Source organism: Alicyclobacillus herbarius DSM 13609 (assembly GCF_000430585.1).
Classification (GTDB): domain Bacteria; phylum Bacillota; class Bacilli; order Alicyclobacillales; family Alicyclobacillaceae; genus Alicyclobacillus_G; species Alicyclobacillus_G herbarius.
The window spans coordinates 1-14,145 of sequence record NZ_AUMH01000036.1; the positions used below are offsets into that span (position 1 = coordinate 1).

The 14,145-nt window shown below is 53.7% G+C and carries 10 protein-coding genes and 5 pseudogenes; 2 read left to right on the forward strand and 13 right to left on the reverse strand.

Going from position 1 to position 14,145, the window contains the following annotated elements:
- From H522_RS21250 to H522_RS0115605, 6 genes and pseudogenes are all read right to left on the reverse strand, one after another.
- A pseudogene (locus H522_RS21250) lies at window positions 1-227 on the reverse strand (IS110 family transposase); the annotation flags it as partial.
- A gap of 87 nt (window positions 228-314) precedes the next feature.
- Entirely contained in the window at window positions 315-569 is a 255-nt protein-coding gene (locus tag H522_RS19895; protein ID WP_245578152.1) for a transposase, read from the reverse strand.
- Between the two features lie 403 nt (window positions 570-972).
- Window positions 973-1,545 (reverse strand): peptidoglycan-binding domain-containing protein, encoded by a 573-nt coding sequence (locus H522_RS21970; protein WP_026963034.1) that lies wholly within the window; start codon window positions 1,543-1,545, stop codon window positions 973-975.
- 138 nt (window positions 1,546-1,683) lie between these two features.
- Window positions 1,684-1,884 carry a hypothetical protein gene (locus H522_RS0115600; protein WP_026963035.1) on the reverse strand — a complete coding sequence of 67 codons (201 nt, stop codon included), beginning with the start codon at window positions 1,882-1,884 and terminating at the stop codon, window positions 1,684-1,686.
- A gap of 1 nt (window position 1,885) precedes the next feature.
- Window positions 1,886-2,050: pseudogene (locus tag H522_RS21260) on the reverse strand (IS110 family transposase); the annotation flags it as partial.
- A gap of 81 nt (window positions 2,051-2,131) precedes the next feature.
- Window positions 2,132-2,719, reverse strand: a pseudogene (locus tag H522_RS0115605) (IS3 family transposase); the annotation flags it as partial.
- A gap of 13 nt (window positions 2,720-2,732) precedes the next feature.
- On the opposite strand from H522_RS0115605, the pseudogene H522_RS19900 reads away from it, so the two are divergent.
- Window positions 2,733-3,389: pseudogene (locus H522_RS19900) on the forward strand (IS256 family transposase); the annotation flags it as partial.
- A 54-nt stretch (window positions 3,390-3,443) separates the two neighbouring features.
- Window positions 3,444-4,470 (forward strand): annotated as a pseudogene (locus tag H522_RS19905) (IS110 family RNA-guided transposase).
- Between the two features lie 375 nt (window positions 4,471-4,845).
- Here H522_RS19905 and H522_RS0115620 read toward each other — a convergent pair.
- The 7 genes from H522_RS0115620 to H522_RS0115655 form a co-directional block, all read right to left on the reverse strand.
- Window positions 4,846-6,408, reverse strand: coding sequence for a hydantoinase/oxoprolinase N-terminal domain-containing protein (locus H522_RS0115620; RefSeq protein ID WP_026963037.1), 1,563 nt, complete (start codon window positions 6,406-6,408; stop codon window positions 4,846-4,848).
- 18 nt (window positions 6,409-6,426) lie between these two features.
- Complete coding sequence (locus H522_RS0115625; protein ID WP_026963038.1) at window positions 6,427-7,530, reverse strand: S-methyl thiohydantoin desulfurase family protein; 1,104 nt, start codon at window positions 7,528-7,530, stop codon at window positions 6,427-6,429.
- Between the two features lie 29 nt (window positions 7,531-7,559).
- The gene (locus tag H522_RS19910; protein WP_051344357.1) at window positions 7,560-8,873 is read right to left on the reverse strand and encodes a cytosine permease; all 1,314 of its coding nucleotides are present in this window, start codon (window positions 8,871-8,873) and stop codon (window positions 7,560-7,562) included.
- Complete coding sequence (locus H522_RS0115635; RefSeq protein WP_026963039.1) at window positions 8,858-9,475, reverse strand: TetR/AcrR family transcriptional regulator; 618 nt, start codon at window positions 9,473-9,475, stop codon at window positions 8,858-8,860. The genes H522_RS19910 and H522_RS0115635 overlap by 16 nt, the downstream gene beginning before the upstream one ends.
- Before the next feature lie 293 nt (window positions 9,476-9,768).
- Complete coding sequence (locus H522_RS0115645) at window positions 9,769-11,409, reverse strand: class I adenylate-forming enzyme family protein (RefSeq protein ID WP_026963040.1); 1,641 nt, start codon at window positions 11,407-11,409, stop codon at window positions 9,769-9,771.
- Entirely contained in the window at window positions 11,406-12,584 is a 1,179-nt protein-coding gene (locus H522_RS0115650) for a thiolase family protein (protein ID WP_035454424.1), read from the reverse strand. Before H522_RS0115650 ends, H522_RS0115645 begins: the two co-directional genes overlap by 4 nt.
- Before the next feature lie 5 nt (window positions 12,585-12,589).
- Entirely contained in the window at window positions 12,590-13,543 is a 954-nt protein-coding gene (locus H522_RS0115655; RefSeq protein ID WP_026963042.1) for an NAD(P)H-dependent flavin oxidoreductase, read from the reverse strand.
- Window positions 13,544-14,145 lie beyond the last annotated feature (602 nt).

Sequence of the window (14,145 nt, forward strand, 5' to 3'; positions counted from 1 at the left end):
GCACCGAAGGTGCTCGAAAACGGGCTGTCCTGGCGAAGACCGCTGAACTTGAGAAACAACTGATTCAGGAAAAACGTCTTGTCCCGAGTAATCGTCTGAACGAGATGGAAGCGGGTGCGAGTGAGTCTTTGCAACGCTTCGTATTGGGCAGTATCTGTCATGGCTTGTGGCAGTCGGCCAAACCGCAAATGGTCTGCAATCACCCAGGCGTCGATTAGGGTAGATTTAGAAGAGTGGTGTTGCAAGTGCCTATTCACTATCCGCAGGCGCCGCAGCGATTCTGCATTTTTACGCTGCGGTATTCTGCACTTTTATTATGCGGTACACAGCAAAGAAGCAAATGGCTTTTTTAAAATGGCGTTTTCCTCACGAAGCTCGCGGATCTCGCGCTCCAGGTCGCGGATGGTCTGGGCCTCGGGCCGTAGGTGACCACTGCCCACAAAGGGATGCTCCGGATCTTCCTTGTACTTGGCGACCCAGCCATACACGGTCTTCGGCGAGATCCCAAGTGCTCGCGCCACCTGCGCCGCAGGCTTTCCCTGTTCCAGGACCATTTGAACGACGTTCAACTTGAATCCTTGTCATACTGCTGAGCCATCGGTTTCGACACCTCGAATCGACTATATTCTTACATTCTCGATTCGCTGTGTCCACTTTTGAGACTAGCACCAAGTACACAAAAGACGGCAAACGGCATCGTGGTACAGCGTACGGAGACAACCGAGATTCATCGACAAATCCTTGAATCCCTCAAGATAGCAGAACCTCGGCGGATCCTAGATGTTCAATTCAACACGCCACTTGGACTGTAGTTACTACACGAGTTATCCACAGGTCCCGGGAAGCATTGATTCACAAGCCTTCCCGGGATCTCGTGTACTACCAACTGTCGAACTCGGGGACAACGACGCGCCTCTTTATTAACAATCTGAGTGACAGGAGCATTTTCCTGTCACTCAATGAACACAGTCGTTATTTCGGAAATAGTTTACTCCACGTCACAGGTCCTACGATGCCATCCACAGTGAGTCCATGGGCCTTTTGGAATGCGCGGACTGCATTCAGTGTTTTCGTACCAAAAATTCCATCTACGGTGCCAGAAGAATATCCAAGTTGGTTCAGTTTATACTGAACCTCCTCAACAAAAGGTCCGGGACTACCGTAGTAAACAAAAACGCCCGGGTAACTTACCCATTTCAGCGCACTGAAAGAAATCCAGCCGTTATCTGCCGCATCAAAATACCACGCATTGGTTCCCCCAACCATCTGCCCCTGCGTGACTTTCGTAAAGTGCACCGTGCGGTTGCCAGGCAGAATTTTAACCGTGGGATAAGGGGTTGCGGGCCCCGTTCGGATACGAGCTCCAACTGAGACTGTCTCACCACTATAGTTCCCGTAATAAGTCATGTTTGCCGCGTGTTGGGTTATATCCTTATTGGTTGTGATGGTTTCTTCGTTACCTTGGGATGATGTCGCGGCAAACGCTGTCAGCGGGAAGCTGGTCAATGCACAAGCAGTGGCGAACGTCAACAACTTCTTTCTCATGAAAACTCCTCCTCAGTCTAATCGGATTAGAGTGCCGGTTGGATTCCCTTTCATATCCGCGAATGATTTCCGACACCAACAGATTAGACGGGAGAGCCGAGGTCATTGTGACACGCATTCGAGAGATAAATGTCATGTTTAACGCTTCACATGGAACTTCAGCAACTCCTTCTGGAAGGGGCTGGTTCCTTGTTCCAAGTCCTGCTCCAGAATGTGGTGCAGCCTGGCCGCCTCAGCCGGATCCGTTCCAGAGGCGGAAATGGCCATTTGTAAGGGGCCGCGACGGGTGCTAGCCGGAGCCGTCAACGTGCATAAAGCGGGATGTTCAATGACGTTCACACAGAAGTGACCGAAGCTTCGGGCGTCCCCGTCTGCTGATCTTCGTCTGTCCCTTGTGCTTACCAGAACTGTTTTCCCTCAGGTTAAGCCCCGCCAGCTTCTGAATCTGCCTGAGATGGTCGTAGGCGGAGAGGTCCCCAACCTCGGCTAGGAATCTCGCAACAGTGGTGCTATGTCAATAGATTGGACACACCAAATCGAGAAAAACTTAAAGTGAACATTCAGATATGTACTGTCATAACCCCGCTTAACTTGCTTTGCTTTCATGTAATTGGTAATACCTTCGTTCAAATTCCACCGGCGTCATGTATCCAATCGACGAGTGGATCCGTTCGCCGTTGTACACGGATTCGATATACTCGAAAATGCACTTCTTCGCTTGTTCCCGAGTTTCAAATTTCTCCAGGTACACCAGTTCACGCTTGATGACACTGTGGAACGATTCGATACAGGCGTTGTCGTAGCAATTGCCTTTTCGGCTCATGCTGCATATCATCCCGTAGGATTTCAATCGTGCTTGGTATTCGTGTGATGCGTATTGGCTCCCACGATCCGAGTGATGGAGCACTGGCCCATCCGGTCTCTGACGTTGATATGCTTGCTCCAGGGCCAGCATGACGAGTTCTTTGGTCATCCTCGAATCTGCATGCCATCCGACAATTTTACGGGTATACAAGTCCATCAGACTTGCCACATACAGCCACCCTTCGGCGCTCGGAACGTACGTGATATCTGCCATCCACACTTGTCCCGGCCTCTGTGCAACAAATGTCTGGTTTAACACATTCTCATGTACCGGGTAGTTATGCTTCGAGTTGGTGGTCGCTTTGTACTTGCTTACCATAGAATTCGATGTGGGGACCAGTGAAGATGGGGCGTTCTGAACCGAGTTTTTGAGGGCCCTGAAGGAACGTGGTCTGCGGGGCGTCAAGCTCGTGGTCAGCGATGCTCATCTTGGGCTTCGGCAGGCCATCTCGGAGGTGTTGACGGGCGCTGGGTGGCAGCGATGCAAGGTGCACACCATCCGCAACGTACTCAGCCAGGTGCCGAAGAAGCAGCAGTCGATGGTGGCGGCCATCATCCGCACGATCTTCGCACAACCCACGCAAGAGGCAGCCAGGGCGCAACTACGGAACGTGATGAAGCAATTGGAGAACAAGTTCCCGAAGGCGATGCAAATCCTTCAGGAGGCCGAGGATAACGTGTTGGCGTTCATGGCGCTGCCTGGCGAGCACTGGCGGCAGATCTGCTCCACCAATCCGCTGGAGCGGCTAAACCGAGAAATGAGGCGGCGGATGGACGTCGTCGGAATCTTCCTGAATCGAGAGTCCGTGGTGCGCCTCATGGGGGCCATCCTGCAGGAGCAGCATGAAGAGCGGCTAGTGTCTCGACGCTACTTCGGTCTGGAGTCCATGGCGAAGCTAAAGCCAGACCGAACGTTGCTGGCATCGGACGTTATGCTGCTGGATGTTGGGAGGCGAGTTTGGCTTCCTCTGCGAATGTAGTACTAGTTTGTAGCTCGTAAGGTTTCTGGGACCCGCCAATGGAGGTATTTTTTCGTGTATTTTGTCGGGATTGATATTGGCAAACGTAATCATGAAGCTTGCATTATCACGTGAACGGAAAAGTCCAGCAAAAGACTCTACGCTTCTCAAACAACCAGGTCGGTGGCCAGAAGCTAATTCAGTGGATGCGTGCAGTCGATCCGAATTTAACATCGACCCATGTAGCCATGGAGGCTACTGGCCACTACTGGCTTGCTCTGCATTCATTCTTACGTAAACATGGGCTCCGGCCCCATGTCATCAACCCGATTCAATCGGATGCATTTCGCAACATGTACATTCGGCAAACCAAGAATGATGCCAAGGATGCTTTCATCATCGCTGAGGTGCTGCACTTCGGCCGATATACAACGACTGAATTGGCGAGTGAAGAAATCGTTGCCTTACGCCAATTGAGCCGGTTTCGGTTTAGTCTGGTTGACACGATTTCCGACCTGAAACGGCAAGTCATCCGTATCCTGGACATGCTATTCCCCGAGTATGAACGAGTGTTTTCTGACCTATTTGGCAAAACGTCCTCCGAGTTGCTTATGGAATACACGACGCCAGACAATTGCGTCTGCTTCTGCAACAAATTCGGTTCACTGAGGAGCAGCTCGAATGTCTCAACGCTGAAATTGTAAAGCGATTGGAGTCAGTCGATAGTAACCTAGTGACTATCCCAGGTATTGGTCCTGTTTTAGCCGCTGCGATTCTTGGTGAAATCGGTGATATTTCCAGGTTTCCGACCGGAGTGAAACTCGTTGCCTATGCTGGAATCGACCCAACTGTACGACAGTCTGGTCAATTCAACGGAACACGTAATCGAATGTCAAAACGTGGCTCACCATACCTTCGACGGGCAATTTGGCTGGCCGCCAGTACCGCTAAAACGTATAACCCAATACTCCGAGATTTTTATGAACAGAAGCGAGCCGAAGGCAAGCATCCCATGGCAGCTACAGGTGCCGTCGCACGCAAGCGAACATACATCATCCATGCCGTGCTGCGAGACCGGAAGCCGTATGAACCAATCGCATAAAATCTGATTTTAACTTTTAACCGCATATTTAGATTGTTAGTCTGTCTTTCACAGGCTTACTTAAATGCGCCCTTAAACATCACTTCCTTTCATCGTTCTTGAAACTCGATAACGGACTTGACATCATATAACTGGTCTTGACGGGACACTACCTTTTTCATATAAACGATCCGGTGGAGATGACATAAATCTCCACCGGATTTTTAGTATCGAGATTGGCGCTGGGGAACTCGTAATGCGTTCGGCGGACGGACTAGAATCGAACAACCGGGAAGGTTGAGTCTAACGCCGATTATGAGCCCCGCATCCATGCGGGGCTAAAGTGCGTGTGGTACAAACTTGAGCCTACAAACCCACATCAAATCAAGGGTGCTGTCAAACCGGAGCCAAATCTCCGGCGGCTTTCACTTTGATTCGGGTCGCGTTTCCTGGCAGATAAGCGAGCGGAATGTCTTCCACGTCAACGATTTGGCAGGTTTCCGGCCGGGCGCCCGCGCGGATCGCGTTTTCTAGGGCTTGCCGCTTGGCGTCTTCCAACGCGTCTTTTCTTGCCGTCTTTTCGAGTGAATAGACGCGCTCGATTTCGCCGCTCACTTGCGCAATCGCCGCGCCAATGGCATTGGCTACGTTATAATGCGCAGGACGCACGACGCGGGAAGCGCCTTTCAAATTGTCGGGCAAGAGAATGCTACCGCCACCCGTCAGGACAACGGGCACAGAGGCGGAACTCACTTTCATGCGGTCAATTGCTCCTTCAATCTTTTCAACAGCCGCCTGATAAATGGATTCCAAGAGTGCTCGGTCCAAATGTTCGACGCGAGTGCGGTCTCCAATCTCCGCACAGCCGAGAGCGACCGCGACGTCGGTGAAGGTGAGCGTGTCGCCACCAAAGACGAGTGCCTTTTCCGTTAGTTGGTAACCGACGCTGTTCGGCCCGATGGTGAAACTTCCGTCCTCGTGAATGCGAATGACCGTACCGCCTCCAATTCCGACAGAGACGAGGTCTGGCATGCGGAAGTTGGTGCGCACCCCGCCGATTTCGACGGCCACTGCCGATTCTCTCGGAAAGCCTTTGGCGATGACGCCGATATCCGTCGTCGTTCCACCAACATCGACGATAATCGCATTCTCTAGCCCGGTTAACGAGGAGGCGCCGCGCAAACTGTTCGTTGGCCCGCACGCAATCATGAAGATGGGATACTGAACGGCGTAATCCTTCGACATGAGCGTGCCGTCGTTTTGGCCAAAAAAGATCTGGGCACAGACGCCTTCTTTGCGTAATGCCTCCTCAAAGCCTCGCACTGTGCGTACAGCCACACCGATGAGGGCGGCGTTCAAAATCGTCGCGTTCTCCCTTTCCAACAGCCCAATACTGCCGATTTTGTGCGACAGAGAGACAGGAAATTGCTCCCCAAGCACCTCTTTCAAAATCGCCTCTGCCCGCTCCTCGTGGGTGCGGGAAACGGGAGAGAAGACGGAAGTGACGGCCGCGGCGTCGATTTTTCCTTTGAGCGCTTCCGCAAATGCATAAATACTCTTTTCATCGAGTGGAACAATCTCGCGGCCGTCGAACTCGTGTCCGCCCTCGACAGTCAAGACGTGATGGGAGAAGCTTGCCGTCAGGTCCTCCGGAATGCCCGTCAGCGGTTCGACGGCAAGTGTGGCCGGGGCCCCGATACGAATGATGCCAACCCGGTTTAGGCGTTTGCGCTCCACGATAGCATTCGTGCAGTGCGTAGTGCCGAGCATGGCATACTTGACCTCGCTCCGATCAATCTTTGCTAAGTCAAGGACGGATCCCAAAGCTCGTTCGATCCCGGTCGTCACGTCTTCGGTTGTCGCTGTTTTCACTTCAGCAATGACTTGGTTATCCGCGTCCAGGATGACCGCATCCGTGTTTGTCCCGCCGACGTCGATGCCAATGCGATATTCACTCAATTTTCTCATCTCCTTCGTTCACACGTTGCTCGTCGTTGATTCTGCCGCCATCCGTTCTTCGACAGGACGGTAATCGATGTCATATCCGAAATATCTCGGCCCCGCGACTTCAATGCCTTTCGGCGTGCGCCATTTCGAATGGGCAGGAAAGGCGAGGATATCGATGCGCATCCCATATTTCAACCGGTCGCTCGTCAGCGGTGTTCCGGTATCGTTGTCAAGGGCAACAATTAAGTCTGGCGTAGACGCCAACACCCGGCCGTTATCCATCCGTACTAGGAGATACTCGTTTTGGAAGTAAAGCGTCACACTTCCTCCGTCTTTCGACAAGCTTTCGACGTGGGCCTCTCCCTTCGTAAACCCACCTTCCAATCTGCGAATCACATCGGCAATCTTGCCGGAAAAGAGCAGATATCCGTTCAGTTTTTTCAAGAGCTCTGGAATGGGTGAACGGCTTTCTCGTTGCGCCGTTAGAATGGTGCGGCCAACGTCTTCGGTGAGCGACAACGTGTACAAAATCCCGCTTTGCAATACTTGGCTGGCCGTCAATGCAAAGTCGCTCATAGCGGCCGATGCACCCATCTGAATCGTCAAACTCCGCGCCAGCCGTTCCGACCAAACTGCGTCGATGGGATTGAACAGAACTGTGTTTCCCTTCTCATCAGCCATCGTCACTGGGTTCGGAACGAGGCCGTCCAAATAAAAGGAGACCATTTGCGCTTCGGGAAACGCCCGGCCCATGGCGTCGGCGTCGACGACGGGTAACCCCTTTTCGGCAGCGACCGCAATCGGGATCAGCGAATTCACGCCACCAATCTCTATCGGCATCACCGCAGCCGCCCGTTTTCCCGTATGAGCTTCCATCAACTCGAGTATCTTCACCATCTCTCGTCCAGATGGAATTTTTTCCATTAATACTGTAGGCGCACCAATCATAGAAATCGGGACGACAAGGTCGTCTGGCGCGAGATCTTCCGGTTTCATGAGCGGCACCGGCCCATACTTTTGAACAGCTTGTAATGCCATCAGTTTGCCGATATAGGGGTCTCCACCTCCGCCCGTCCCGAGCAGAGTGGCGCCGGCGGCAATATGTTCAATGGCCTGTTGGTCAATCTCTTTCATGCTGTTACACCTCTTCTTTTCACCATTCTTTACTCAGCTCTTGCAGCATCCGCCGTATCCGCGGCGTTTGACCGCACGGCGAGTCCGACAGCAATCTGGATGATAGCTGCGGCAAGAAAACCGTCCAACGCCGGGACCGTTGTTAATGTGAACAAACCAAAGCCACCGGGAACGGGAGTGGTCGCCAATGCAACCAAGGAAGCGATGATCCAGCTTATCATCGAACGGATGACAAACCTTTGCCCTTTTGTTTCGGTAAAGATGAAGCGTGAGGCATCGATAAAGAAATATTCGCCGACATAAATACCGCCGATGGGTGAGATCAACGTCGTGATGATGGACAAAAACGTAATGAAGTGGTCAAAAATTCCTAAATACGCCAGGAACGTGGCAATCAGTCCGGCCACAAGGGCAATCAACTTTTTGGACACCTTGGGAAAGACAACGGAGAAATCAAGACTCGATGAATACAGGTTGGTCGTGTTCGTCGTCCATTGAGCGAGCGTAAGCACAATGATAGCCGGAATTCCCAATCCCAGTCCGATAAAGATCTCCGTCAGGTTACTTTTGTTCGTAAGCTTGGAAAGGATAATGGCCACGATGAGCATAAAGCTGTTGCCGATAAGAAATCCGAAAAACGCCGCGAGAATCGCATCGAATTTTGTTCGAGCCCACCGAGCAATGTCAGGAGAAATCACAGCGCCTACAACGAAAATGCCAATGACAAGGGACACCGCCGTGCCGAATGAAAGAGTCTGGACGGGATGGTGATGGAGCGCTGCCCAACCCTTTTGTTTGGCTGCTATGACAATCGCGACGAATATGAAGATGACAAGCAACGGGACAGCGATGACACTTAGTTTTTCAATTGAGCGATACCCGTAAATGGCCGTTGTCATCATCAATAAGCCGCCGATGACCGCCAACAGCTGCACGTTCCAATGCAAACCAAAGACGGTGCGCGTCACTTCATGCGCGTTTTCCGCAAAAAATCCAGCTTGTACGCCGAACCAGCCCAACAGCGAGACGCCAAGGATTAAGGAAATGAGTTTCGCCCCGTACTCTCCAAATAGTTGCCGCGTCAGCAAAGCAGTGGACAGTCCAGAAGCCGCACCAACATAAGCGCAAGCGGAACTCATGACCGCGAGTATGAGCGAACCTACGAGGACGGATAAAAGTGCTTTACCGAACGGCAGCCCGTTACCAATTTGCACCCCCAGGAGAACCGAGGACAAGTCAATACCAATCGCAATCCACACGGCACTCAAGCGGTACCATGCTTGTCTCTCCTCCTGCGGGACTGGCTCCCTTTCATAATCTGTGCTCTTTATTCTCTCTTCCACATGGCTTCACTCCCTTGATTGAAATTCTTCAATCCATCCCAAAAAACAGGCCATATCATCTGTAATCGATTGTGAAATTCTTCTTTGGAATAATAAAACATTTCAAGAAACACGCCGTCCATCAAGCAGAAGAAGGCGGCCAGCAGGGCCTGAATATCTCTCTTCGCAATCGCACCCTCTTCCATTAAGCGATGAAAGAGATTCGTCAATAAATCGGTGAGAAGCTTTTCGTGCTCACAAAACATGTCATTCATCTTTGCCTTGAGATGTTGGGGCGGAACGAGATATGCCTGCTTAAAGAAACTGGTCATTTCGACTTCTTGTTCGTGGAAATCGACCAGACCGCGGATGACTGAATACAGTCGATCCTCAGCGGGCCAATCTTCTGCCGCCTCCATCCGCGTTTTTAAAAAGGCGTAATGGGATTTTAGGACATGGCGAAAAGCTTCCAGATACAAGTGATCTTTATTTTTGAAGAAAGCATAAATGGAAGGGGTCTTAATCCCGCAGGATTGTGCGATGACCGCAAGTGCAGTGCCGTTATACCCCCCTTCACCGAAATGCTTGCAGGCCGCTGCGAGCAACGCATCTTTCGTGGACAATCAGGCACTTACCCCCTTTTTCGGAACCTAACTTATATTAGTTAGGTACTATTCTAGTTGAACATGATAGAAAGTTCAATATGTAGTTCACCGCGCGTGGCATCCAAAATATTCTGGTCGATACCGTGTCCATTGACGATTTCATCGGTGGTCTCATCGCGAAGAGACCCCTTCTGGAGCTTGGCCATCGTAGAATCGGCGTCATCACAGAGCCTTTTTCCCGAGAGGAGTGGGAATAGGTGCCAGGCTATTTATCCTCAACTGCGGCAGGTGGTGCAAAAGTATTTTGTCGATTAGTCGTGCTCGGTAGGCGGCCGGTTCAATAGGGCCGTGCGTACGGCGCGCCGATTCACCTTGCCTGCCGCGTTGCGAGGCAGCGTGGGCCAGCACCAGACCTGCCGGGGGCGTTTGTATCCAGGTAGGCGAGGGCGTAGGAAATGCATGAGCTCTTGGATGCGCGTGTCTGAATCGGGGCGTCCGTTTGCTACGTCACGGCCGTCCTCTTGGAACACGACGACACACCCGGGAACCTCTCCGAGCCGTTCATCGGGCAGGCCGATGACGCACGCTTCACGCACGCCGGGAAAGCGCAGAACCTCTTGTTCAATTTCGGCCGGGAAGATGTTTACGCCACCACAGATAATCAGGTCAGCCTGGCGTCCCATCAGGTATAGGGTGCGCTCCGTGTCCAAGTAGCCCCTATCCCCGGGGGCCAGGTATCCGTTTGGACGGTAAATCGCATCCGCCAGGTTTTGAGGGGAACTCGCGTATCCAGAAAACCCCATCCCGCTTTTAACTTGAATTTCACCATCGATAACCTTGACCCGCGCTGGGAAAAATGGCCGTCCGACGGCGTTTGAACCTGCTTCACCGGATGATGCTCGATTCCGGTCAAACGGTGAAGCCACGGAGATAAAACCGACCTCAGAAGATCCGTAGTATTCCACCCATCGGGTTGTCGGGAATTTCTCCATCCAAGCTCGGCGCAGTCGGGGTGGCAGCTTGTCTCCTGCACTGATGCAGGTGAGTGGATGGGACGCCCGCTTGTTCGGCGTACATTTAGATGACAAATTCGACTCTGCGGGGGAAACGGTGGTACACGCCGGCCCACGCTCCGAAGTTTCCCCGGGAATGGGCGACGTTGTCTGTACAACCTCAAGCACACTGTGGTACATGGCCGGCACCATGAATGTCGCGTCAACCCGTCCATCTGTGAGAAGACGCGCGGCCGTCTCTGCTTTAAACCGGCGCTCCAGGTAAACTGTCGCGCCGATGAACAACCCGTGCAGGGCGGCAATGAGGGAGGCCGAGTAGCAGAATGGCCCTGGCACGAGCAGGCAGGTGTCCGCGTTCATTCGAAATTCCAACGTCATCCCAAAAAAGCTTTCCGTCCACGATTTGTGACTGCGAAAAATCCCCTTTGGGTGCCCAGTGGTGCCTGAGGATAATCCCAGGTAGAACAGGTCATCATCCGACAAGCCGCTTTCCAAGGCGTCCGCCTCGTCCAGGTTCATCGGGGTGGGTTTCTCCGCAGGAGTGCAGAGACAATCCAGGGGCACCGCCGTCGTTTCCGATGGGGTTCGGGAAGGAAATCGCAGGACCACAAATTGGTCGTTTTCTTCTCTCACTATGTAATGTGGTCCAACGTGGCGTAAAAGTGCGGCGGTTTCCGCCTCAGGTAAGCGCGGGTTGAGCGGAGCGACGATGAACCCCGCATGGGCCAGACCGAGGAACAGAGCCAGGTACGTAGGACTGTTTTCTAAGTGCAGGGCCACGATGTCGCCCGGGCGGCCTCCATCGCGCCGAAACGCGTGTCCATACTGAATGAGCGCCTGTGCCAGCGCACCGTACGACCAGCGCTCCTCTCCCATGACGAGGGCCGTCTTGGCCCCATCCCATGATGCTTTCCACAGTACACCATCGGCAATTCTCATCCGGTTAAATCCACCTTCTCCCACAGTGCGGCGATACCCAAACCTCCGCCCACACCTAAGGCAGTAAGACCCAGGTGAGCGTCGGATTGACACATCATGGTATGAAACAAGTGTGTGACCAACACGGCCCCGGACGATCCGTACGGATGTCCGAGAGCGATGGCCCCGCCGTGAATATTCAGTTTTTCCATCGGCAACTGCAGTTCCTCAACACAGGCCAGAACCTGGGCGGCAAACGCCTCATTGATCTCGACGAGGTCCACATCCTCCAGACGATATCCGGTGCGCTCAAGCAGGGTGCGAATGGCCGGCACTGGCCCGATACCAAGCACGTTCGGATCCACCCCGACAAGGGTCGAATCGATATATTTCAGGGCTGTACGAACCCCGAGTTCTCTGGCAAAAGAGGCTGTGGTGAGTAGGCAGATGCTCGCGCCATCGTTGATGGGGCAGGCGTTTCCGGCTGTGACCGTCCCGCCTTCTACGAACACCGGCGGGAGGGCGCGCAGCTGTTCAAGGCTGGTGTCCGGACGCGGGCAGTCATCGTGCCGAACGATTTCGCCGGTTGGGGTTGTTACCGCCACACGGAGGGCATCAAAAAAGCCGTCTTCCTCAGCCTTGACCGCCTTTTGATGGCTTGATAACGCGAACGCGTCCTGTGCTTCGCGGGGGATCCCGTAGCGGCGGGCCACATTCTCGGCCGCCACACCCATGTCCGGATCGCCCAAATGAGCAGGACTAAAACGAGCCCGGCCATACACGCGCGGCAGTCCCCGGTACATATCCTCGGGTTTTTCGATTCGCCACGGGGCCCGGCTGCAACTTTCAGCCCCACCGGCTAGGACGCATCTGGTTTGCCCGGTGAGGATAGACTGCGCCGCCAGCACAATGGCTTGCAGACCCGATCCACACTGCATATCCACGGTGTAGCCGGGCACTTCGACGGGCAATCCCGCTTCCAATAGGGCGAGTCGGGCGATATTGCCACCTGGTCCAATGACGTTCCCGAGAATCACGGCATTCACTTCGTTGCCCGGGAGTTGTACTGCCGATAGGGCCGCTTGAATCGTCCTTGCCGCCAGACATTCGAGAGGCACGGTGCGTAGACTACCGCCCACCCTCCCGATGGGTGTCCGGGTGGCGGCGATGACGACCACCTCTGCCTGTCGCCGCATCACCTTTACATCACCTGTTGCAGCCGTTGGAACATCCGGTTTGCATCCCGAATGATGCCCGAGATTAGCTCCGCTACGGAAGGGACATCGCGGATAAGTCCGACCGATTGCCCGGCCCAAGCGAATCCCTCGTCCATGTGCCCTTCCAGAATGGCGTGGCGATTGCGCTCCCCGCTCGTGAGCCTCCAGAGGTCTTCCGGCGTGGTACCCTTCTCCTCTTCCGCAAGGATTTTGTCCACCCAGGCAGAAGGGAGCACGCGCCCTGGAGCGCCGATGCTGCGCTTGATAATCTGCGTATCCGTCTCTTGGGTCTTCACGAGTGCTTCTTTGTAGGCCGCATGGGCGATACACTCCTGCGTCGCGACAAACCGCGTCCCCATCTCAACCCCTTCCGCGCCCAGAGCGAGTGCTGCGAGAAGCCCGCGACCGTCCGCAATGCCACCGCTGGCGATGACAGGAATTTGGACGGACTCCACCACGCGCGGCACCAGGACGATGGTCCCCGTATCTACGCGGCCAATATGACCGCCGCCTTCCTGACCCACCGCCATCACCGCATCCGCTCCCAGGGATTCCGCCTTTTGGGCCTGCCTCACTGTGCTGACGAGGACCAGCTTTTTGATGGAGGTGTCCTGTAAACGGCGAAGGATAGGTTCTGGATTCCCGCCGGTCAGTGAGACGGCGGCGACGCGTTCCTCGACAAGCACCTCGACGAACGCATCAACACTTTTATGTTGGCTGATGGCAATGTTTACGCCAAAAGGCCGATCCGTAAGCTGGCGTGTCTTTCGAATCTCTTCACGCAGCTCCTCGGGACCGGGCAGGGAAGTGGCTGTGATTTGTCCCAGGCCTCCCGCGTTCGATACCGCGGCCGCCAGTTGGTGATAGGCAAGATTCGCCAAGCCGCCTTGAACAATCGGTACCTCAATGTTCAACAACTCGGTAAGTCGTGTGTTCAGAGGGATCACATCCTTTACACGAGTCTTCTCAGACTTCCTACAAGTCAACGGAGAGCGAGGAGGTAATCGTGGCATGGCCTTTCTGTACTGACTGGCCATGGCCACTTTTTGATGAAGGGCGCGACATCACCGACAACACGTAAAGAAGACATTCGCTTGCGTGGTGCAATGTCACCGGTTCATATTTCCACATGCATTGTAACACGGTTCCCGATCCCGCTCTATCTTATACGTAAGCTACCAAATGAATTGAACGAACGGGAGGGATTACGAGAGAACATGAACAGGGTCGAAAATCGTGTTCACAGGTTAAGATGAGTCACTCTGAATCAGGAAGCTGCACAATCCCCATAGACTGATATTTGGCCAATTTGCGGGATATTGTGGACGGATCGACTTCGAGAAGTCGGGCCACTTGTTGTAGCGTAGAGCACTTTTGAAACGCCATTTTAACTGAACCTCCCCATGGCTAAAGCCAGGGGGTTCTGAAAAGCCTATACCCTTGCACTCTCGCAGGCTCTCGCATCGGTTTTCACCGCTGCTACAACATCCTGCGCCTCATGCTCAGGCAGACTTTCTTTCTCGGACGACCCACTCTGACT